At 62.9% G+C, this 21254-nt stretch carries 21 protein-coding genes and 1 tRNA gene; 12 read left to right on the top strand and 10 right to left on the bottom strand.

The window, feature by feature from the left end:
- Positions 1-96: 96 nt before the first annotated feature.
- A complete protein-coding gene (locus CRO06_RS16665) occupies positions 97-1122 on the top strand; it encodes a hypothetical protein (protein ID WP_022996304.1) in 1026 nt (341 codons plus the stop codon).
- Between the two features lie 126 nt (positions 1123-1248).
- Here CRO06_RS16665 and CRO06_RS16660 read toward each other — a convergent pair whose 3' ends face one another.
- Genes CRO06_RS16660 through hemA form a run of 4 tightly spaced genes read right to left on the bottom strand, consistent with a single transcriptional unit; the run spans position 1249 to position 5284 of the window.
- Positions 1249-2010, bottom strand: a complete 762-nt coding sequence (locus CRO06_RS16660; RefSeq protein WP_097058916.1) for a HesA/MoeB/ThiF family protein — start codon at positions 2008-2010, stop codon at positions 1249-1251.
- Positions 2011-2052: 42 nt separating this feature from the next.
- Entirely contained in the window at positions 2053-2874 is an 822-nt protein-coding gene (gene prmC, locus CRO06_RS16655; RefSeq protein WP_097058915.1) for a peptide chain release factor N(5)-glutamine methyltransferase, read from the bottom strand.
- A 3-nt stretch (positions 2875-2877) separates the two neighbouring features.
- Positions 2878-3975 carry a peptide chain release factor 1 gene (prfA, locus tag CRO06_RS16650; protein WP_097058914.1) on the bottom strand — a complete coding sequence of 366 codons (1098 nt, stop codon included), beginning with the start codon at positions 3973-3975 and terminating at the stop codon, positions 2878-2880.
- A gap of 43 nt (positions 3976-4018) precedes the next feature.
- Positions 4019-5284 carry a glutamyl-tRNA reductase gene (gene hemA / locus CRO06_RS16645; protein WP_097058913.1) on the bottom strand — a complete coding sequence of 422 codons (1266 nt, stop codon included), beginning with the start codon at positions 5282-5284 and terminating at the stop codon, positions 4019-4021.
- A gap of 231 nt (positions 5285-5515) precedes the next feature.
- On the opposite strand from hemA, the gene CRO06_RS16640 reads away from it, so the two are divergent.
- From CRO06_RS16640 to pth, 7 genes are all read left to right on the top strand, one after another.
- The gene (locus CRO06_RS16640; RefSeq protein WP_097058912.1) at positions 5516-7237 is read left to right on the top strand and encodes a tetratricopeptide repeat protein; all 1722 of its coding nucleotides are present in this window, start codon (positions 5516-5518) and stop codon (positions 7235-7237) included.
- On the top strand, positions 7234-7794 hold the full coding sequence (gene lolB / locus CRO06_RS16635) for a lipoprotein insertase outer membrane protein LolB (RefSeq protein ID WP_097058911.1): 561 nt from the start codon (positions 7234-7236) through the stop codon (positions 7792-7794). The genes CRO06_RS16640 and lolB overlap by 4 nt, the downstream gene beginning before the upstream one ends.
- The gene (gene ispE / locus CRO06_RS16630) at positions 7791-8672 is read left to right on the top strand and encodes a 4-(cytidine 5'-diphospho)-2-C-methyl-D-erythritol kinase (protein ID WP_022996310.1); all 882 of its coding nucleotides are present in this window, start codon (positions 7791-7793) and stop codon (positions 8670-8672) included. Before lolB ends, ispE begins: the two co-directional genes overlap by 4 nt.
- 12 nt (positions 8673-8684) lie before the next feature.
- Positions 8685-8760, top strand: a tRNA-Gln gene (locus tag CRO06_RS16625).
- A 51-nt stretch (positions 8761-8811) separates the two neighbouring features.
- Positions 8812-9771: a ribose-phosphate pyrophosphokinase gene (locus CRO06_RS16620; protein WP_022996311.1), complete on the top strand. Its 960-nt coding sequence runs from the start codon at positions 8812-8814 to the stop codon at positions 9769-9771.
- 214 nt (positions 9772-9985) lie between these two features.
- The gene (locus CRO06_RS16615; RefSeq protein WP_097058910.1) at positions 9986-10633 is read left to right on the top strand and encodes a 50S ribosomal protein L25/general stress protein Ctc; all 648 of its coding nucleotides are present in this window, start codon (positions 9986-9988) and stop codon (positions 10631-10633) included.
- A 59-nt stretch (positions 10634-10692) separates the two neighbouring features.
- Positions 10693-11277: an aminoacyl-tRNA hydrolase gene (pth, locus tag CRO06_RS16610; protein WP_022996313.1), complete on the top strand. Its 585-nt coding sequence runs from the start codon at positions 10693-10695 to the stop codon at positions 11275-11277.
- A 24-nt stretch (positions 11278-11301) separates the two neighbouring features.
- Here the strand turns inward: pth and CRO06_RS16605 are convergent, their stop codons facing one another.
- The gene (locus tag CRO06_RS16605) at positions 11302-12174 is read right to left on the bottom strand and encodes a glutathione S-transferase family protein (RefSeq protein ID WP_097058909.1); all 873 of its coding nucleotides are present in this window, start codon (positions 12172-12174) and stop codon (positions 11302-11304) included.
- A 27-nt stretch (positions 12175-12201) separates the two neighbouring features.
- Here CRO06_RS16605 and ychF point away from each other — a divergent pair, with 27 nt between their 5' ends.
- Together ychF and CRO06_RS16595 are read left to right on the top strand one after the other, a co-directional pair.
- Positions 12202-13293 (top strand): redox-regulated ATPase YchF, encoded by a 1092-nt coding sequence (gene ychF / locus CRO06_RS16600; RefSeq protein ID WP_055100885.1) that lies wholly within the window; start codon positions 12202-12204, stop codon positions 13291-13293.
- Between the two features lie 193 nt (positions 13294-13486).
- A complete protein-coding gene (locus tag CRO06_RS16595) occupies positions 13487-14107 on the top strand; it encodes a nucleotidyltransferase family protein (protein ID WP_097058908.1) in 621 nt (206 codons plus the stop codon).
- A 38-nt stretch (positions 14108-14145) separates the two neighbouring features.
- Here CRO06_RS16595 and CRO06_RS16590 read toward each other — a convergent pair whose 3' ends face one another.
- The 5 genes from CRO06_RS16590 to CRO06_RS16570 form a co-directional block, all read right to left on the bottom strand.
- Positions 14146-15069: an XdhC family protein gene (locus CRO06_RS16590; protein WP_097058907.1), complete on the bottom strand. Its 924-nt coding sequence runs from the start codon at positions 15067-15069 to the stop codon at positions 14146-14148.
- Between the two features lie 44 nt (positions 15070-15113).
- Complete coding sequence (locus CRO06_RS16585) at positions 15114-17405, bottom strand: xanthine dehydrogenase family protein molybdopterin-binding subunit (protein ID WP_097058906.1); 2292 nt, start codon at positions 17403-17405, stop codon at positions 15114-15116.
- Positions 17406-17876 (bottom strand): (2Fe-2S)-binding protein, encoded by a 471-nt coding sequence (locus tag CRO06_RS16580; RefSeq protein WP_097058905.1) that lies wholly within the window; start codon positions 17874-17876, stop codon positions 17406-17408.
- A gap of 281 nt (positions 17877-18157) precedes the next feature.
- Positions 18158-18421, bottom strand: a complete 264-nt coding sequence (locus tag CRO06_RS16575; RefSeq protein WP_022996320.1) for a hypothetical protein — start codon at positions 18419-18421, stop codon at positions 18158-18160.
- 28 nt (positions 18422-18449) lie between these two features.
- Positions 18450-19226 (bottom strand): DUF899 domain-containing protein, encoded by a 777-nt coding sequence (locus CRO06_RS16570; RefSeq protein WP_055098991.1) that lies wholly within the window; start codon positions 19224-19226, stop codon positions 18450-18452.
- Positions 19227-19314: 88 nt separating this feature from the next.
- On the opposite strand from CRO06_RS16570, the gene CRO06_RS16565 reads away from it, so the two are divergent.
- Both CRO06_RS16565 and CRO06_RS16560 read left to right on the top strand, forming a co-directional pair.
- Positions 19315-20535 (top strand): helix-turn-helix domain-containing protein, encoded by a 1221-nt coding sequence (locus CRO06_RS16565; protein WP_097058904.1) that lies wholly within the window; start codon positions 19315-19317, stop codon positions 20533-20535.
- A gap of 36 nt (positions 20536-20571) precedes the next feature.
- Positions 20572-21201: a Vgb family protein gene (locus CRO06_RS16560; RefSeq protein WP_022996323.1), complete on the top strand. Its 630-nt coding sequence runs from the start codon at positions 20572-20574 to the stop codon at positions 21199-21201.
- Positions 21202-21254: the final 53 nt, after the last annotated feature.

Genomic DNA, 21254 nt, shown 5'->3' with positions numbered 1-21254 from the left:
CGGATCGGGAAGCATCGTTTATTACTGTTTCTTTACCTTCCACCCCTGGTCTGACGACAGGGGTGGCCAACGCGATGCATGAACAAGGACGCTGTTATGTTCAAACGTATCTTCACATTTCTTTTCGTTACGTTGTTTTCCATCACTCTGGCCGCCTGCGGCGGCGGTGGAGGAAGCAGCGGCGGCGGTGACAATGGTGGCGGCGACAATGGTGGGGGAGATGGTGACGGCGGTGGTGATGGTGGCGCCGGCACATACCATTACGAATTCCTGCCCGGGACCCAGTTCTCCGACACGCAAATCATCAACATGGGCGCCGAAGGTTATGTGTTCCTGGGACCAGTGAAACTGGGCTCAGACGTGGATGTGGGGGGCCTGCTGTTCGGCCGCCACCAGGAAGCCACCTATGAGTACCGGATCAATCCGCAACAACCCACGCTGGACCAGTTCGTGGCCGAGGCCAATGCTCAGGGACAAGAGGGTTTTGCCCTGAGTGCTCCTTATATCAGTCTGTATGGCGACACCACCATTCAAACCGTCTACATGCACCAACAAGGCACTAATACCACCTACGAAACCAAGGTGACGCCGGGTCTTGCAACCAGCGCCTCGGCACTCATCGACGCGGCCAATGAAGAAGGAAAGGACGGTTATCTGCTCCTGGGCCCCATCACGGATGGCAACGGCAATGCCGGCTACCTCTGGCAGCGCGCCGTCAATGGCACGGCCCGTTACAGCTACCGGTCGACGCCAGCCGACTATGAAGAAACCGAGGAAGAGTTCCTGACCGCCGTCTCCGAACAAGGCGATCAAGGATACCTGTGGATTTATCCTTTTGCGTTCGTCAATACCAACGGCGCAGCGGAATTCGCCAATCTCTACATCAAGGATGAAAACAGCCAGGCCACTTTCAACTATGAGCTAATGCAGTCGGCGGACACTTACACGGAGGTGGTGGCGGATGCCAACGCCAAGGGTGCGGAAGGGATTTACTTCTTCGGCTTCGTGGCCTTCATCAGCAATGATCCGGTCAACGACCCCACTGGTGAACGGCTGCTGTTCGTCACCCCGGAAAACTGCTCCGGCAGCCCGTTGTGCGCCTTTCCGACCAAGGTGCTCTGATCCGTAATCGTTGAGCATCCCCTCCATTCGCGGCCAAAGCCGCTTCCCACGGTGACTTTGCAGTTCCCGCCGTGGGAAGTCGCCTTGGCTGCGAATACAACGCCAATCCATGTCTGCGGAGTCTGATCATCCGTCTTCCCCGGCGACGGGATCGCCGCACACCGGGCAATGCGGGTCCTTGCGCAGTGCCAATTGCCGCCAGCTCAGGGCTCGGCCATCGAAGGCGTGAAGTTGCGGAGCCACCGGCTGGCCAGTAAGCAAATGCATGGCCAGCAGCGCCTGCAGGGTGCCCACGGTACCCACCACCGGTCCCAGGATTCCCGCCTCACTGCACAGCAAATCGCCCTCGGTACCGTCACCAAACAAACAAGCGTAGCAGGGGCTGCCGGCTTGCCGCAGATCGAACGCGGCGATTTGCCCTTCCAGACGAATGGCGGCGCCACTTACCAGCGGTTTACGATGACGCACGCAGGCGGCGTTGACCGCTTGCCGGGTAGCAAAGTTGTCGGTGCAATCCAGCACCAGGTCCACTTCCGGCAGCTGTTGATCGAGCCAGCCAGCGTCGACACGGGCCACCACTGGCGTGACCGGCACATCGGGGTTCAACGAACGTAATTGCGCCGCCAGGGCCGGGGCTTTTTCCTCCCCGACCTGATCGGCGCGGAAAGCCACTTGACGATGCAGATTGGAGACTTCCACGTGGTCGTCGTCCACCAGCAACAACCCACCGACGCCAGCGCCGGCCAGATACAGGGCTGCCGGGTTGGCCAGACCGCCGCACCCCACCAACAGCACCCGGGCGCGGCTCAACGCTTCCTGACCCTGCAGATCGAAATCCGCCAGCAGCAGTTGGCGGCTGTAACGCATTAACTGGTCGTCGTTGAACATGGTGTCTCCGCCTGTCGTCGGCTCCGGCCAGGGGCCGCGCCGCTATTTTTGCCCTAAAGTAACGCGATCCTGTCCTCCCAGATCGCGGAGCGTCTCCACCTCGCCATACCCCCGATCCTGCAAAAGGGTGCGAACCGCCTCTCCCTGATCATAACCATGCTCCAGCACCAGCCAACCGCCTTCCACAAGACGCGTTATGGCCTGATCGGCAAGCACGCGAATATCCGCCAGTCCCCGTTCCGCCGCCACCAGCGCGGTACGCGGTTCATGGCGGACATCGCCTTGCCCCAGATGCGGGTCTTCGGGATCGACATAAGGCGGGTTGGATACGATCAACTCAAACGGGCCTGGCAACGCCGCCAGCCAGGTTCCGCCGACGACTCCGACTTCCGCGTTCAGAGCCCTGGCATTGTCCTTCGCCACCCGCAGGGCGGCATCGCTGATATCCACCAGCAACACTGACCAGGCAGGCCTTTCCAGCGCCAGAGTAATGCCGATGGCGCCAGTGCCGGTGCCCACATCCACCGCCCGCAACGGCGATTCCGGCAGCCGTTCCAACACGATGTCGATGAGAGTTTCGGTATCCGGGCGCGGGATCAGCGTATCCGGGGTAACCTTGAACAGCCGCCCATAGAACTCCCGCTCGCCGACCAGATAGGCCACCGGCTCACCAGCTTCACGGCGGCCCAGCAATTCCAGGAAGCGCCGTTGCTGGGATTCGCTCAGGGTCCGCTCCGGCCAGGTGAACAGATAGGTGCGGGATTGGGCCAGCACATGGGACAGCAGACACTCGGCATCCAGCGCCGCACTGGGCGAGGACCGCAAACGGGAGCGGGCCTCGCGCAACGCCTGATCGATGCGCACCGGTTACTCCGCGCCGCCGGCGTCCGCCAGCGCCGCCAGCTGTTCCGCCTGATGTTCGGCGAGCAGAGCGTCCAACACTTCGTCCATGTCACCGGCGACGATTTCGTTGAGGCGGTAGAGGGTCAGATTGATGCGATGATCGGTGAGGCGGCCCTGAGGGAAATTATAGGTGCGGATACGCTCGGAGCGATCACCGGAGCCTACCAGGGATTTACGCTGAGCGGCCTGTTCCGCTTGCGCGGCACTTTCGCGAGCGTCCAGCAAACGAGCTTTCAGCAGGGACATGGCCTTGGCCTTGTTTTTATGCTGGCTGCGTTCGTCCTGACACTCCACCACCACTCCGGTGGGCAAGTGGGTGATGCGTACCGCCGAGTCGGTGGTATTGACGTGCTGGCCGCCGGCGCCGGAGGAACGATAAGTATCGATGCGCAGGTCTTCGTTGCGGATCTCGATATCACCGGCCTCCTCGGCCTCCGCCATCACCGCCACGGTACAGGCGGAGGTGTGGATACGGCCCTGGGATTCGGTGGCGGGTACACGCTGTACCCGATGGGCGCCGGATTCGAACTTGAGACGGGAATAGACGCCGTCGCCCATCACCCTCGCGATCACTTCCTTATAGCCACCGTGTTCGCCTTCACTGGTGCTTACCGTTTCCACTTTCCAGCCCCGCTGGTCGGCGTAGCGGGAATACATGCGGAACAGATCGCCGGCGAACAAAGCCGCTTCATCACCGCCGGTACCGGCGCGGATTTCCAGGTAAACCCCGGCGTTATCGCGGGGGTCCTTGGGCAGCATGGCCCGTTGCAGATCGCTTTCCAGTTGCTCCAGACGCGCCTGCCCCTCGCGCAGTTCCTCTTGCCCCATGGCACGCATTTCCGGATCGCTGTCCTCGGCGAGCGCGCGGGCTGCGTCCATATCCGCCTCTGTGGAGCGGTACTCCCGGAATCCCTGCACCACCGGTTCCAGCTCCGCGTATTCCTTGGAAAAGGCACGGAAGCGTTTCTGCTCGGCAATGACGTCCGGATCGGACAGTAGGCCGCTCAGTTCCTCGAAACGTTCCGTCAATTTCTCGAGCTTGGCGCTCAGCGAAGCTTTCATAGAGGTTTCCGATGTTGAAAAAGAGGGACCGGGCGACGCGGCGTCAGGTCTGATCAGGCTCGTCGCCGAGCAGCAGTTCCCGGGCGGTGCGCAGATCCTCCACACGACCTTCGGCGGCCATCCGCCGCAGTGACACGCTGGGCTGGTGCAGCCATTTGTTAACCAGGTTGTGCTTGAAGCGGCGCAGGACATCCTCCGGATCCGCGCCGTTCTGCAGCTGCGACAGTGCGCGCTCCAGTTCCTGGTCCGCCAACGCCACACGCTGCTGCCGGTAATCCCGCAGCACACCCGCGGCGCGTTGCTCACGGCGCGACCGGCGATGACGGTGCACCGCCTCTCGGATCAGCTCACCGGCCTCGCGCGCGGCTTCCTGACGGGCGCGCACATTTTCCTCGATGGCTTCCTGAAGGTGATCCACCGTATATAAATAGACGTCGTCCAACTTACCCACTTCCGGTTCGATATCCCGGGGCACGGCAATGTCCACCATGAACATGGGGCGGTGCCGGCGCCGTTTCAGCGCGCGTTCCACCGTGCCCTTGCCCAGCACCGGCAGTGGCGAAGCGGTGCAGGAAATGACGATGTCCGCGTGCTCCAGCGCCACCGGCAATTCTTCCAGGCCGATGGCGCGCCCGGCCACCTCGGCTGCCAGCTCACTGGCCCGGTCCAGTGTCCGGTTGGCAATAACGATCTCCCGCACCTGCTGTTCATGCAGGTGCCGGGCCACCAGTTGGATCATTTCCCCGGCGCCGACCAACAAGGCCCGGCTCTTCTTCAGGTCGGAGAAAATGTGCCGGGCGAAGGAAACCGCGGCGTAGGCCACCGACACCGGGTTGGCACCTATACCGGTTTCGGTGCGAATACGTTTGGCCACCGAGAAAACATCCTGGAACACTCGTCCCAGATCGCTGTTAAGCAGGCCGGCCTCGTGAGCACGGGCGTAGGCTTCACGCATTTGCCCGAGAATCTGAGGTTCACCCAATACCAGGGAATCGAGCCCGCCGGCCACGCGCATCATATGTTCCAGCGCCTGCTCGTCCCGATACTGGTAGACCACGTCCCGCAGCCGCTGCGAGGGCATGCGCCGGGCACGGGCCAGCCAGTCGCTGAAATCGGGGATGGGGCCGTCCACCAGGCAATAAAGTTCGGTGCGATTACAGGTGGACAATAGCGCCGCTTCGCGAACGCCGGGCAGCTCATCGCGCAAGACGGCCAGTACCTGGTCGGCCTGATCCGCTGAAAACGCCAGTTGCTCGCGCAACTCCACGTCCGCGGTGGTGTGATTGACCCCGACTGCGAAGAGATTCATAAGAAACAAGGACGACCCGGCCTGGGTTAGCTACACGCGCAAGGGCCACGCATTTTGCGCGAAAGAGCACGCGGAAACAATGTTATAACCCGGGCGCCGCGGCCACCAGCCTCACCGGTGCCCTCATCAACACGGCTCCGGAGGCCTTCGGGTCGCTGCCGGTCCGCCCCTTGGGTGACGCAAATGTCTGTGCCATGATAGCCGCTCACCCGTGCCGTGACAGCGAGTTCGATGAAACCACGTTCGCCGTTTTATGCCGCGATCCCGCCGCTGATCGCCAGCTTCTTACTTGGCGGTTGCGCCAGCCCGCCCCCCCGGGTCGAGGATCCCGCCGCCACCGCCGAGCCCGCGCCCCCCAACCGGCCGATCGAGTACAACGGCACCGATATCGGTGACCTGCTGGTGGCGGAAACCGCCGCCCAGCGCCAGGCGCTGGATTTGACCCTGGATTACTACGCCCCGGTGGCGGAGCGCACCGGCGACCCCGGGGTGCTTGGCCAGGCCACCCAACTGGCCGCCTATCTCGGCCACTTCGAGCAGGCCCGGTTGCTATCCAGTCAATGGCTGCGGCATTCCCCCCAAGACCCTGACGCGCTGCGCCTGGCCGCCCTGGCCGACATCCAACTTGGTGACGGCGACGCCGCCGCGGCTCATGTGGACCAGTTGGTGGCCCATCACGGCACCGAAGCCTTGATACCGCTGGTGGCGGAGGCTCAGGACCTGGACCAGCAAGGCAACCGGGAATTACTGCATGCCCTGTCCAGCCTGGCCGACCGTTATCCGGAACACGCCCCGCTGTGGTACGCGCGGGCCCTGGAGCGGCGTGAGCAAGGTGATCTGAAAGGGGCCATGGAAGCCACCGACAAAACCCTCAAACGCAACCCGGATCATGACGAAGCTCTGCTGCTCAAGGCCCAGCTCTGGCACGACATGGGCCGGCAAAAGCGCGCCCAGCGGCATCTGCGCAAGATCGTCAAAAAAGCACCGGAGCAACGCCGCTACCGCCTGGCCTATATTCGTGTGCTGCTGGCCGATGGCGAGCACGAACGCGCCGAGGAGCAGTTGGAAATTCTCGCCGCTCAGGACCCCGACGATCTGGATCTGCAATATTCCCTGGCCCTGATGGCGCTGGAGTCCGGTGCCGCCGAGGTCGCGCAGGAGCGGCTCCAAGCCTTGCTCGATCAGGGCTACCGCCCGGATGAGGTGCGCATGCAGCTGGCTCAGGCGGCGGAACAGCAGGGCGTGCCAAGCCAGGCCATCGACCTTTATATGCAGGTGCAGGGCCCTCAGACCTTGCCCGCCCGGGTCCAGGCGGTACGGCTGATGTACGAGCGCGGCCAGACCGCCAAGGGCCACGCCCTGATGACCAGTCTGGTGCAACAGCATCCGGCTCACACTTCTCTGCTGTACGTCACCGAGGCGGAAATCCGCACCGATACCGGCGACGTGCCCGGAGCCATGGCCCTGCTGGATGAAGCGGTCGGCGAGCAACCCGATGACCCCGATCTGCTGTACGCCCGCGCCATGACCGCCACCTTGCTCAAGGATTGGGACCAGGCCACCGGTGATCTGCGCAAGGTACTGACGCTGAGACCGGACAACACCGATGCCCTCAATGCCCTGGGCTACACCTGGGCGGATCTGGGCATCAATCTGAATCAGGCCCACGACATGATCCGCCAGGCCCTGGAACAGGAGCCGGATCATCCCGCTATTCTCGACTCCATGGGCTGGGTACTGTTCCGGCTGGGGCGTCCTCAACAGGCGTTGGAGTATCTGCAGCGGGCCTACGCTCAGTTTCCGGACGCCGAGGTCGCCGCCCATCTCGGCGAGGTATTGTGGAACCTCGGTCAGCGCAACAAAGCCCGCACGGTCTGGCGCGACGCCCTCGCCGACGACCCGGAGAGCGAACTGCTGCACGGCACCCTGCAACGCCTGGGAGTGTCATTATGATTCGCGTCGCCGCCGTGGCACTGGCCTTGCTGCTGACCGCCTGTCAGCAGCAGCCGGTCAGCACTGATTACACCCGTCCCGACCAGATCCTGAAGTGGCGCATGTCCGGCAAACTGGGCTACCGCACCGAAGCCGACGGCGGCTCCGCCACCTTCGACTGGCATCAGACGCCACGCCAGGGGGAGATCCAGTTTTCCGGCCCTCTGGGTTTCGGCAGCGCTGAACTGCGCTGGGACCCGGGACTGGCCCACCTGCGCACCGCCAAGGGCGAATGGCAGGCCCGCACCCCCGGGGAGCTGGCCTGGCATCTGACCGGATTCTGGCTGCCGGTCTCGGCGCTGGAGTACTGGAGCCGCGGTCTGGTCTGGCCGGGCGCGCCGGCGCAAAGCGACCGCGATCAGGCCGGCAATCTGATCACCCTGAATCAACTCGGCTGGCAGCTGCAATTCGACCGTTATCAGCCGGTGGGCCGGGTCACCCTGCCCCATCGCATCAAGGCGGAGCAGGACGGTAACCGGTTCACCTTGTTGATCCGCGACTGGCGCCCCCTGCCATGACCACCTTCGATTTGCCGGCTCCGGCCAAACTGAATCTGTTTTTGCATATCACCGGGCGCCGGGCGGACGGGTATCATGAGCTGCAAACCCTGTTCGTGATGCTGGACCATGGCGATCGCCTCCACTTTGAACCGCACTCTCATCTCGACTTTCAGTGTGACGATCCCGATTTGCCCACCGATGATGACAATCTGGTACTGCGGGCCGCCCGGCTTCTGCAGGAGCACACCGGCTGCCGCCAGGGCGCGCGCCTGCGCTTGCAAAAACGGCTGCCAGCCGGGGGCGGTGTCGGCGGCGGCTCCTCCGACGCGGCCACCACCTTGTGCGGTCTGAACCTGCTTTGGGATCTGAACCTGGAAGAGGCGGAATTAATCACTCTGGGGCTGAAACTGGGTGCCGATGTGCCGGTGTTCGTGGCCGGCCACAGCGCCTGGGCGGAAGGCGTCGGCGAGCGCCTGACCCCGGTGTTCATGCCCGAGGAATGGTTTCTGGTGGTGCATCCCGGCATTGCCGTTCCGACCGCTCGAATTTTCAGCGACAAGGAATTGACAAGGCACACACCCCCCATTACAGTACCGGCCTCGCTGGACAGGGGCTCCTTGGACAGTCTGCAAAACGACTGTGAAAGCGTGGCCAAACGGCACTTTCCGCCCATAGCGGAAGCCCTGGACTGGCTCCAGCGAGAAGCGGGCAACGCCCGTATGACCGGCACCGGCGCCTGCTGTTTCGCACGCCTTGCCGGTGAGCAAGCAGCCCGGCAATTACTGCCGAGGTTGCCACAGCACTGGACAGGTTTTGTGGCACGAAGCAAACAAATCTCCCCACTCCGGGAGGCACTGGCAACGCTTCGGGCCAGACAGAATTCAGGAACGTCCTGAGCAAGTTAGTGTTGGGGTATCGCCAAGTTGGTAAGGCAACGGGTTTTGATCCCGTCATTCCCAGGTTCGAGTCCTGGTACCCCAGCCATCTTTCCTGTAGTACTTCAAAACGGTACTTTCAACATCCTAGGGGACGCCAGTGTCCAAACTCGTCATCTTTTCCGGTAACGCCAACCCGGTTCTCGCCGACGCCATGGCCAGACACCTCAGCCTTCCCCTGGGTGATGCCGAAGTCGGCACCTTCAGCGACGGCGAAGTCGCGGTGGATATCCAGGAGAATGTGCGCGGCAAGGACGTGTTCATTGTCCAGTCCACCTGCAATCCCACCAATAACAACCTGATGGAAGTGCTGGTGATGGCGGATGCATTGCGCCGCTCCTCCGCCGGCCGCATCACCGCCGTCATGCCCTACTTCGGCTATGCCCGTCAGGATCGCCGGGTGCGCTCCGCGCGGGTACCGATCACCGCCAAGGTGGTGGCCGACATGATCACCGCGGTGGGCATCGACCGGGTGGTGACGGTGGACCTGCACGCCGACCAGATTCAAGGCTTCTTCGATATCCCGGTGGACAACGTGTACGCCACGCCGCTGTTCGTGGCCGATATCGAGCGCCAGAAGTACGACGACGCCATGGTGGTGAGCCCGGACGTGGGCGGTGTGGTGCGCGCTCGCGCCCTGGCCAAGCAGCTCAATGACCTGGATCTGGCGATCATCGACAAGCGTCGCCCGAAAGCCAATGAATCCCAGGTCATGCACATCATCGGTGAAGTCGAAGGCCGCACCTGCATCCTGGTGGACGATATCGTCGATACCGCCGGCACCCTGTGCAAGGCGGCCCAGGCCCTGAAAGACCATGGCGCCGCCAAGGTCTACGCCTACTGCACCCACGCGGTGCTGTCCGGCCCGGCCATCGACAACATCCGCAACAGTCCGCTGGATCAGCTGGTGGTCACCGACAGCATCCCGCTGTCCCCGGAGGGCGAAGCCTGCCCCAACATCCGCGTGCTCAGCCTGGCACCGATTCTGGCTGAAACGGTACGCCGGGTGAACAACGAGGAGTCCCTCTCCGCCATGTTCGACCGCCTCGAGCTGGTGTAACGCCGGACGCCTGACGCTGGATGCCTGACGCTTTCCAAAGCCCGCTTCGGCGGGCTTTCTGCTTTTCGTCCGGCGTCCAGCGTCTAGCGTCTAGCGTCTAGCGTTCTTTTCCGGCATAATCCGCCCCCTTCCGGCCCGTTGCCGGTTTTATTCGACTGATCCCTCCCGGTGCGCCTGGTCGCGGGGTGCCGCGGAGCTTTACTGGAGAACACTCATGAGCAATGAGTTTGTACTGAACGCTGAAGCACGCAGCGACAAGGGGAAAGGTGCGAGCCGCCGCCTGCGTCGTCTGCAAGACCGGGTTCCCGCTGTTCTTTACGGTGGTACCGCCGAACCCGCCATGTTGTCCCTGGAAATGCGCGAACTGCGTAAAGCCCTGGAAAACGAAGCCTTCTACAGCCACGTGCTGACCCTGAAACTGGAAGGCAAAGAGCACCAGGCGGTACTGCGTGATCTGCAGCGCCATCCGTCCAGCGGCTTCCCGATCCACGCTGACTTCCTGCGCGTGGACACCAGCCATGCCATCACCATGACCGTTCCGCTGCACTTCATTAACGAAGAAACCTGCGTGGGCGTGAAGAAGGAAGGCGGTGAAATCCACCACAACGTATCCGAGGTTCAGGTCAGCTGTCTGCCGCAGGACCTGCCGGAATTCATCGAAGTGGACATGGCCGAGGTGGCACTGGAGCAGGTGGTTCACCTGTCCGATCTGGTACTGCCGAAAGGCGTGACCCTGGTCGAACTGAGCCACGGCGAGAGCCACGACCAGCCGGTTGCCGCGGTGCACAAGCCGAAAGTGCGCGGCGATAGCGACGACGCCGAAGAAGGCGGCGAAGCGGAAGAAGGCGAAGGCCAGGAATAACCGGCCCGAGACGAAACGGGGGCCTCGGCCCCCGTTTTTTATGATTTCAGGATAGGGACATGGCACCGGTTCGACTGATCGTCGGCCTCGGCAACCCGGGGCAGGAATACGAGCAGACCCGCCACAACGCCGGCGTCTGGTACGTGGACGCGCTGGCCCGCGCCCATGGGGTTCACCTCAACGAAGAAAAGAAGTACTTCGGCGTCACCGGGACTTTTACTTTCGAGGGCGAAACCATTCGCCTGCTGGTCCCCACCACCTTTATGAACCGCAGCGGGCAGTCCACCTCCGCCCTGGCCAACTTCTTCAAGATCCCCACCGAGCAAATCCTGGTCGCCCATGATGAACTGGACCTGCCACCCGGCACCGCCCGTTTCAAGCAAGGCGGCGGGCACGGCGGCCACAATGGCCTCAAGGACATCATCAGTCGCCACGGCAACAACCGGAACTTTTACCGGCTGCGCATCGGCATCGGCCACCCGGGCAGCGCCCAGCTGGTTACGCCCCATGTGCTCAACAAACCTTCCACCGCTGACCGTACGCTTATCGAACACGCCATCGACGAAGCGGTGCGTTATACCCCCGATTTGCTGCGCGGCGATCTTAACAGCGCCATGAACCACCTGAACGGTTTTCGCGCCTGACCGCCGGCCCCAAGCCAGCCCCCATTATCTATCGCGCAGGTAGCGTTCCTTCACCCATTGCCCGGCAGGGCGTTCACGGACCAACCGGAACTGATGCCGGATCGGCTCCGGCAAGCTGGAAACCGCGATCCCCTCCCAGGGGGTGCCGGCGATCCCCATCATCGGCGCCAGCAGACTGGCGGCGGTAATGTCCGCCAGCGTCAGACGATCCCCGACCAGATAGTCTCCCCCGTTTTGTACCAGCAGCGTCTCCACCAGGGTCAGACCGTCCTCCACCCGCTCACCGGCATAAACCACCGATTTCGGATTGATGGCGTATTTGCGGCGGATGGCTTCACGCAATGGCGGCGCCAGCAATCGCGTTATCCAGGGGGCCATTCCCGCCGGCGCCAGCAGTAACTCCATGGTTTCCGGGCGATCCAGCACATGCCCGTACATCCAGGTTCGCAGATGGACACCCAGGCGATCGAACTGCTGCTCCAGTTCAATGACCCGGTGGCGCAGAGACGCGTCCTCGGGAATCAGGGAGCGCTCGGGATAGTACTTTTCCAGGTAGTAGGCGATTTTGGTGGAGTCCCCCACCCTGCGCTCGCCGTCACGCAACACCGGCACGGTACCGATCCGGGCCAGCCAGCGGGTCCGTGGCCAGTGCGCCCCGGGCAGCAGGTCACGGGTCTCGTAGGCCAGTCCCTTATGCTCCAATTGCCAACGGCTCTTCTCGCAGTAATGGGATATGGGAAACTGGTAAAGGATACGCATGATCATCAGACTCTTGGTTTTCTGACCGACCAGTCTAGCGGCGCCCCACGGCCGGCCTCCCGGCGCCAGCGCCTGGCCGTCCCGGCTCCCTGGCAACCCGCCGGGACGGTCGCTTTTTGCCGACGGCTTGAGTAGCATTGCGCCCTCGAACGTGGAGGTATGGCTATGGGTATTCAGTGCGGCATCGTGGGACTTCCCAACGTGGGCAAGTCCACTCTTTTCAACGCCTTGACCAAGGCGGGCATCGACGCCGAAAACTTCCCTTTCTGCACCATTGAGCCGAACACCGGCGTGGTGCCCATCCCCGACCCACGGCAGGACAAGCTGGCCGCCATCGTCAATCCGGAACGGGTGCTGCCAGCCACCATGGAATTCGTCGATATCGCCGGCCTGGTCGCCGGCGCTTCCAAGGGCGAGGGCCTGGGCAACCAGTTCCTGGCCAACATCCGGGAGACCGACGCCATCGCTCATGTGGTGCGCTGCTTCGATGACGAGAACGTGATCCACGTGGCCGGCAAGGTGTCCCCCCTGGACGACATCGCCGTCATCAACACGGAACTGGCGCTGGCCGATCTGGACACCGTGGAACGCGCCCATCAGCGCGCCACCAAAGCCGCCAAGGGCCAGAACAAGGAAGCCCAGGCGCTGTTACCGGTGTTGGACAAAGTGCTGCCGTTACTGAACGAAGGCGAGCCGGCCCGGGCCGCCGAACTGAGTGACGACGAACGCAAACAACTGCGCAGCCTCAACCTGCTCACCCTCAAACCCACCATGTACATCGCCAACGTGGACGAGGACGGCTTCGACAACAACCCGCTGTTGGACGCGGTACGGGAACTGGCGGAAAAGGAAAACGCTTCGGTGGTGCCAATCTGCGCCAAGATCGAAGCGGAAATCGCCGAGCTGGACGACGATGAAAAAGCCGACTTCCTGGCCGACCTGGGCATGGAAGAGCCCGGCCTGAACCGGGTGATTCGCGCCGGCTACAGTCTGCTGGGGCTGCACACCTATTTCACCGCTGGCAAGAAGGAAGTTCGGGCCTGGACCGTAAAGATCGGCGCCACCGCCCCGCAAGCCGCCGGCGTCATCCACACCGACTTCGAGAAAGGCTTTATTCGCGCCGAGGTCACCGCCTACGACGATTACGTCGCCTACAACGGCGAACAGGGCGCCAAGGACGCCGGCAAATGGCGCCTGGAAGGCAAGGAGTACGTGGTCAAGGACGGCGACGTGGTGCACTTCCGCTTCAACGTCTGATCCCGCTTGCCCCTCGCCACAGGCGACCAGGGCCAACCCGCCCGCCAGGCGGAAACCGCCCCACCGGTTTCCGCCCATGAACCTTTCAGCCCACCTTCAATCCGATAGTAGCCAGCTTACGGATAGACGCCGTTTCACTTTCAATGGGACGGCGCCATACTGCCTTTCCTGAATACGGATAAGAGGGCTATCGGTGCCAGGCAGGAAGATCACGGTCGCCGGTTTGCTGCTCGCCGCCGGCGAGGCCCGCCGCATGGGGCCAGGCGGTCAACATAAACTATTGGCCGAATTCGACGGTTGTGCGCTGGTGAGACGATCGGCGCAAACCCTGTTGTCGTCCCGTCTTCACCCGGTCATCGTCGTCACCGGACATCAGCACTCACGAATCGGGTCGGCACTGCTGGGGCTCGAGGTGGAACAGCAGTTCAATCCCGCCTATGGCACCGGTATCGGCAGCTCTCTGGCCCGCGGGTTTTCTCATCCGGCGATCACCAAAGCCGACGGCACTCTGGTAATGCTGGCCGACATGCCGGCGATCAACCCGGGGCATATCGACCAACTGGTCCAGACATTCCGCCAGCAAGGCGGCAATGTGCTGGCGCGCGCAAGCTGCAATGGACAACGCGGCAATCCCGTTATCATTCCCAAGGCCCTTTATGGCGCCATGCGGCACCTGTCCGGCGATAGCGGAGCGCGGTCATTGATCGAGCGGTCGGAGCTGCCGATCGTCGACGTGGAAACCGGTCCCGCCGCGCTTCTCGACGTCGACACGCCCGAAGCGGTCATCCGGGCAGGCGGCGTGCTGAAAAACTGACCACCGCCAGCGCCTGGCACGATCCACCCTACCGATATTCAGACGAACGTCGCCAGGCGCGTCGCGGCGACATCAGCGAGCACCGAGATGGCCAGGGACGACGCCTCTCTTGCCGGCCCGAACAGGCCAATCGGCGCCTTGATCCGAGCCACGTCCTCATCACTGAAACCGAGGCCGCGCAAGCGTTCGATACGTTTGCGATGGGTTCGGGTACTGCCCAGGGCGCCGAGGTAAAAGCCTGGGGCGTTCAGCGCCTTTTCCAGGAACGGCAGTTCCGCGTCCAGATCGTGATGCAGAAGCACAATGGCGCTATAGGCATCGGCCACCCCGTCCAGCCCTTCCGCGGCCCGGGAGGGGTCGAGAACGACGGCATCATAGCCCGAGCACTCCGCCAGCAGGGCAACGCGTTCCGCTTCAATGCCGCCCCCGGATATCACCACCCGCGTCACCGGACGATAGACCGACACAAAGGTGTCATCGCGCCACCCGGCCTGTTCCGGTGACGCAACGCACCTCAACGTTTGCTGTTGCGGAGAGTAAGCCAGCCCGGCCGGACCGCGCTTGTCGAGACACGCGATAACCTGATCGATGGCGTCGATGTCTCTGAGTACATGAATGGCGACGGTGATGCCGCCTCCACAGGGCAGTACGATGTCAAAAAATGGCGAGCCCTCGCCGTAGAGCACGGAGCGATCACGGCCCTCGGATATGGCGAGAAGCGCCTCGGCCGCGACGGCCGCTTCCACACAGCCACCGGAAACGAAGCCGGCGAATTCACCCTCCTCGGTGACCACCACCTGCGAGCCGAGCGCGCGCGCCGCGCCTCCCCTGATGCCAACCAGCATGGCGATCGCCACGCCGCCGCCACGGAAACTGGCCCGCGCGAATGTCAGCAGTTCCAGCGGATCATCGGTCCGCAGCGTTCGGACCGGCGATGTGTTAACCCAGTGGTTTTCCTTCAAGACCGACTCCGAAACAGATCAATCCGCGATCCGACTTGCCACATTCAGGTCACCGTCCCCACCGGCAGGCTACGCACGCGCTTGCCGGTGGCGGCGAAGATGGCATTGCACAGGGCCGGAGCCACCGGTGGCACCGGCGGCTCGCCCACACCGCCAGGCGGCAAATCATGGTCATCGTTGACCAGATGGGTACGTATCACCCGCGGCGATGCATTGTGGCGCAGCACCTGATAGTCGTGGAAATTGCTCTGCTTTACCCGTCCTTTCTCGAAGGTAATCTCGCTGGTGAGTGCCAGACTCAGCCCCATTACCGCGCCGCCTTCCATCTGTGCACGAATACGCTCGGGGTTGATCTGCGGACCACAGTCCATGGCCATATCCACAGCCAGCACCCGGACCCCGCCCTTCTCGTCCACCGCGACCTCGACCACGGTGGCGGTGTAGCTCATGAAGCTGTAGCAGAAAGCCAGGCCCAGACCATGCCCCCTGGGAAGCTCGCGCCCCCATTTGGCACCTTGGCAGGCGGCCTCAATGACGCCTCGCAAGCGGCCCGTATCATAAGGGTAGCGTTCCGGAGACTCGGTGTAGTTCCAGGTGTCCGCCATGTCGCCGGGATCGATCTGGCGTGCTGGACCGATCAGATCGAGCGCGAACTGCCGGTGGTCCTTGCCGGCGCGATGCGCCAGTTCGGCGATGAAACACTGTGCCGCGAAGGCATGGGGGATATTGGCCACCGAGCGGAACCAACCGATGCGGGCGTGGGCGGCAACCTCCGCGGTTTCAACCCGCACGTTCGGGATCCGGTAAGGCATGTTGATGGCCGACATGGCCGACTCGAAAAGCTGCTGCCCCTTGGCGCCCTCGGCGAACAGAGAAGCGATGGTGGGGGCGGCACTGCGGTGCAGCCAGGACCGAACCTTCCCGCTCTTGTCGATGACCGCTTCCAGCCGCTCCGCCGAAACGGTGTGCAGGTAGTCGTGGTGGATGTCGTCTTCGCGGGTCCACACCAACTTGACCGGTGTCCCCTCGGGCATGGCCCGGGCAACAATGGCCGCTTCATCAACATAGTCCGGCTTGGATTTCCGGCCGAAGCCGCCTCCCAGCAGCAGCACGTTGACTTTGACATCTTCCGGCTTGAGTTTCAGCCGGGTGGCCACCGCGGTCCGTGCCGCCTCAGGGTTCTGCACCGAGGTCCAGACCTCGGCACGGCCCTCCTTGATTTGCACCGTGGCTACCGGCGGCTCCATTGACGCATGCGCCAAATGCGGGATGTAGTAGTCAGCGGCGAACCGCTCCGTCTCGGCGGCGTCGTTCCACACGCTCACGGCATCACCGTTATCACGAATGGTTTTACCCGTTGCACGCGATGCCTTCGTCAGTGCCTCACGGAAGTCGGCGGAGTCGTAGCCACCGTTGGGGCCGTCGTCCCACTCTATCTCCAGCGCCTCGCGGCCCTTGATCGCGGCCCAGGTGTTGCGTGCCACCACGGCAACGCCGCCCAGCGGCTGGAATGCCGGCGCCCCCTGGAAAGCGGGAATCTCCACCACCTTCACGACACCGGGCACGGCCAGAGCTTTCTCACTGTCGAAACGGCGCAGTTTGCCGCCCACCACGGGCGGGCGCGCCACCACGGCGTAAACCATGCCAGGCAGACGCATATCCATGCCATAGGTGGCCTGGCCCTTGCCAATGGCCTCCAGGTCGACCAGGCGTACCTGATTCTTACCAATGTAGCGATAGTCGGCGCGCGCCTTGAGTTTAAGCTGTTCCGTACCGGGTACCGGTTGCCGGGCCGCGTCGGCCGCCAGCTCGCCATAGCCCAGGCGGCGCCCGGAGCTCGGGTGAACCACTTCATGCCGCACCGCCTTGACCTCGGCCACGGGCACCGACCAGCGGGCAGCGGCAGCCGCTTCCAGCATCTGCCGGGCCGCCGCGCCCGCGCGCCGCATCGGCATCAGAAAATGACGCATGCTACGGGAGCCGTCCACGTTCTGGTTGCCATAGCGGGCCTCGTTGGCTTCCGCCTGTACCACCCGCACCCGATCCCAGCTGGCCTCCATTTCATCGGCCACCACCATTGGCAGGCTGGTACGCACGCCGGTTCCCATCTCGGCACGGTGCGCCACGATGGTGACAGTGCCGTCCTCGGCGATGGACACGAAGACCAGAGGATCGTCCACCGTACCGCCCGGCATGGAGTCGGCACCGTACTTCTTGGAATCGGCATCAGCGGCTCTGACGATGGTAACCAGACCACCCGCCGTCACCGCCAGCGTCAGTGCTCCCAGGCTGCCCTGGAGGAAACGGCGCCGCGAGAGTTGTATGGTCGTGGACATTTATTCGCCTCCTTGCGCCAGACGATCCGCCGCCTGCAGGATAGCGGCGCGAATACGAGGGTAGGTGCCACAACGACAGATATTGCCCCCCATGGCACCATCAATCTGTTCTTCCGTGGGCGCCGTTGTGGTCTTGAGCAGCCCCACCGCCGTCATGATCTGACCCGCCTGACAGTAGCCGCACTGGGCCACATTGTTCTCAATCCAGGCTTGTTGCACCACCTGGCCGACACGGTCGGACTCCATGCCTTCGATGGTCGAAATCGCGCGCCCCGCGGCCGCGGACACCGGCGTGACACAAGAGCGGACAGGCGCCCCGTCCAGATGCATGGTGCAGGCGCCACACAGCGCCATGCCGCAGCCGAATTTGCTACCGGTCATGCCAAGTTCGTCGCGCAGAACCCACAACAGCGGCATGTCGTCGGGAACATCGACCTCCCTGGTCTGGCCATTGACGTTAAGCTGGGGCATGGCGAACTCCTTTGCGTTGCACAATCAGCGTGGTGACCATAACCAATAAGGGCATGGGCCCCTACCGCATATCAAGAACGATGCAAAAAAACACTCATCCGATTACGACAGTGCCATGGATTCTGTGCCACATTCGTCTCCGGATGCTGTTTTACCAACATCCGCTAAAAAGCGATGTCAGGTCAATACCGCACCTTTGCCTGTTCCTGCCACGATCCCACCGCTTTGAGACAGCACGCTTACACCTACCCAGGCTGCCGGAGACCGATCGAACACTAAAATCAAAACTCGTCGGGAATACTTTGATTCATGCCCGCGCCACGTCGCCACCGACGAAGCAGCCAATCCAGCCATGGCGCCAGATGCAGCATGCCCATCAGAACATACATCGCCGCCATCCCGGTCCACCAGGACGAATCGTGCATTGAATGAGGCGAATCGCTCAGGCCAATCACCAACGCCATCATGGTGCACACAGGCGTGGCCGCGAAGGCGAGAATGCCGGCCACGCTGGAGGCAGAACGCCCTTCATGTCCGTTATTCATCGCGGTTTCTCCCATGCCCGCCCATTACCTACACTTGCTCATAGGCATCGCGGTGCCGCCACCAGACTCCACCGCTTTCGTTGCGCCCTTTGGGAGCCCGATCAAGCCATTGGTAAACTCCCCAAAGACCGTCGAGGCCACGCGCGTAAGTAGAGTAAGTGTGATAGACGACACCGTCTTCAAGTACAAAAGAACTCATGCCCGGCCGGTCGCGTTCAAAGGTCGGTGCGTCCACACCGCACATGGCCGCGAAAATGGCTTCCGCTTCCTCGCCGCCGCCCTCCTTATCCGCGCGCCAGGGCCGTTCCGGCTCACGATGGAAGTTATATTCAATGCCTTCGCTTTGCTGCCGTTTGGTGTACGAGGCGGAAAAGTCGAAGTTGAAATCGCTGTCGTGTGAAGAGGCCCAGGGAAAATCCCACCCCATACGCTGTTTGAACGACCGCAGCTTCTGTAGTGGTGCCCGGGAGACGGCCCACAACATGACATCATGCTGCGCCAGATGCGTGGCGAAACCATTGAAGCCGTCGGCAATCATCGAACAGGATGGACAACCCGCCTTCCAATCGGGCCCGAACATGAAATGGTAGATCAGCAGTTGTGATCGCCCCTCGAACAAGTCCGCAAGGGACGCCTCGCCCTTGTCGGTTTCAAACACATAGCTCTTGTCCACCGGCACCCAGGGCAAAGCCTGTCGTCGCCGTGCCAGCTCATCGCTGCGCCGTGTCAGTTCCTTTTCCTCCCGCAACAGTTGCAACCGCGCATTCAGCCATTCCTCATGGGTTCCTATAGCATGGCTCGTCATGGTGACACCCTCCAAGTGGTTGTTGGTCATGGGCTATGCTAGGTATCAACCAGCGGGCAGCGTGAGTAACAAAGATGGCGGGATTCCGATGGATTCATTGATCACGGCGGCGGCGCGTGCTCTCGCGGCGGGCGATCCGCTGACCGCGCTCAACCAGGTCGCCCTGCGTGATGATGCCGCCGCGCTGGCCATGCGCGGCATCGCGTTGGCGCAACTCGGAGACCTGCCCCGTGCCGGAGCCTTGCTGAAAGCCGCGGGACGGGCCTTCGGGAAGAAAGAAGCCCTGGCCCGGGCCCGCTGCGTCGTCGCCCGGGCCGAGATCGCACTGGCATCACGCGACCTGGGTTGGTCCGAACAGCCCCTTGAGGCGGCAAGATCCACGCTGGAAAAGCACGGCGAGCGGATCAATGCCGCCCATGCCCGACATATCCGAATCCGGCGCCAGCTCCTGCTTGGTCGTCTTGACGAAGCGGAGCAGGGACTGTCCGGGATCGACGCCGCTTCCTACCCTCCCCCGTTGCAAGCCGCCCATGAATTGGTGATCGCCGGCATTGCCTTGCGTCGTCTACAAACGCGGCGGGCCCGGGCCGCTTTTGCCCGCGCCGGCACGGCCGCCCGCCAAAGCGGCATTCCGGCTCTGATCGCGGAGGTGGAACAGGCCGCACTCACACTGACGGTGCCAGCGGCACGTCTGTTTCACAAAGGCCGGCAACGGGCTCTGCTACTTGAGGAAGTGGAAGCGCTGCTGGCTTCCAATACACTGATCGTGGATGAATGCCGCCATCGGGTCCGTAGCGGCGGCACCTCGATCCCGCTTGTGGGACGCCCGATATTGCTCGCTCTCGCTCGCATGCTGGCCGAGGCCTGGCCGGAAGACGTCCCCAGAGACGTTCTTATTGAGAAGGTATTCCGAACCCGCTTTGCCGACGATTCCCATCGCGCCCGGTTGCGGGTGGAAGTCGGGCGTCTGCGTCAGCGCCTGCGAGGTCACGCCGGAATAAAAGCAACCCGCCGGGGCTTCACCCTGACCCCCGAACCCGGCACTGACGTGGCCGTGCTCACCCCTCCGGTGGACGAAAAACACGCCGCCATTCTGGCCCTGCTTGCCGACGGTGAAGCCTGGTCCAGTTCGGCTCTGGCCCTGGCACTGGGCGCCAGTCAGCGTACCGTGCAGAGAGCCCTTGAATCGCTGGCACGGGAGGAGAAAGTGCAATGTTTCGGACGGGGTCGCGCCCGCCGCTGGCTGCTTCCTCCCATTCCAGGATTCACGACAACCTTGTTACTCCCGGCCCCGCTGCCGGGTGGCTAGGATGAAAACACCCAGGGCAGCAACGAGGACAACAGCATGAACACATCATCAGCCGACCTGATCCGCGAATACGGGCCTTTCCCCGACATTGAGGCCGTCCATGGGGTGTCCTTCGACGGCCAGCACGTCTGGCTTGCCACCGGAGAAACACTGACCGCCCTGGACCCCGACAGCGGCCAAACCGGGCGCTCATTGAACGTCCCCGCGGACGCCGGAACCGCCTTCGATGGGCAGCATTTATTTCAGATCAGCGGAAACCAGATCCAGAAGATCGACCCTCGAAGCGGCTCGATCATCGCCACCCTCCCCGCTCCCGAAGGCGGCAACTCGGGGCTCGCCTGGGGCGAAGGCGTACTCTGGGTGGGCCAGCATCGAAGCCGCAAGATCCATCAGATCGACCCGGAAACCGGAGCGATTCTCCGCACGCTTGAATCCAACCGCTTCGTCACCGGCGTCACCTGGCTGGAGGGAGAGTTATGGCACGGCACCTGGGAAAACGACGAAAGCGAACTGCGACGTATCGACTCCGACACCGGAGAACTGCTGGAGCGAATTGAGATGCCGGCCGGAATGGGTGTGTCAGGGCTCGAATCCGATGGCCGGGACCGTTTCTTCTGCGGCGGCGGTGGCAGCGGAAAGCTGAGAGCCGTCCGCCGCCCCGGATGATGCAAGCAAACCCATTAAGAGAGGGAGGCGCACCGGGGATAAACCCGTGCGCC

Origin of the sequence: Alloalcanivorax xenomutans (genome assembly GCF_900217905.1) — a bacterium.
Classification (GTDB): Bacteria; Pseudomonadota; Gammaproteobacteria; order Pseudomonadales; family Alcanivoracaceae; genus Alloalcanivorax; species Alloalcanivorax xenomutans.
The sequence above is the reverse complement of the archived record's forward strand: the minus strand, read 5'-3'. Positions and strand labels throughout refer to the sequence as shown.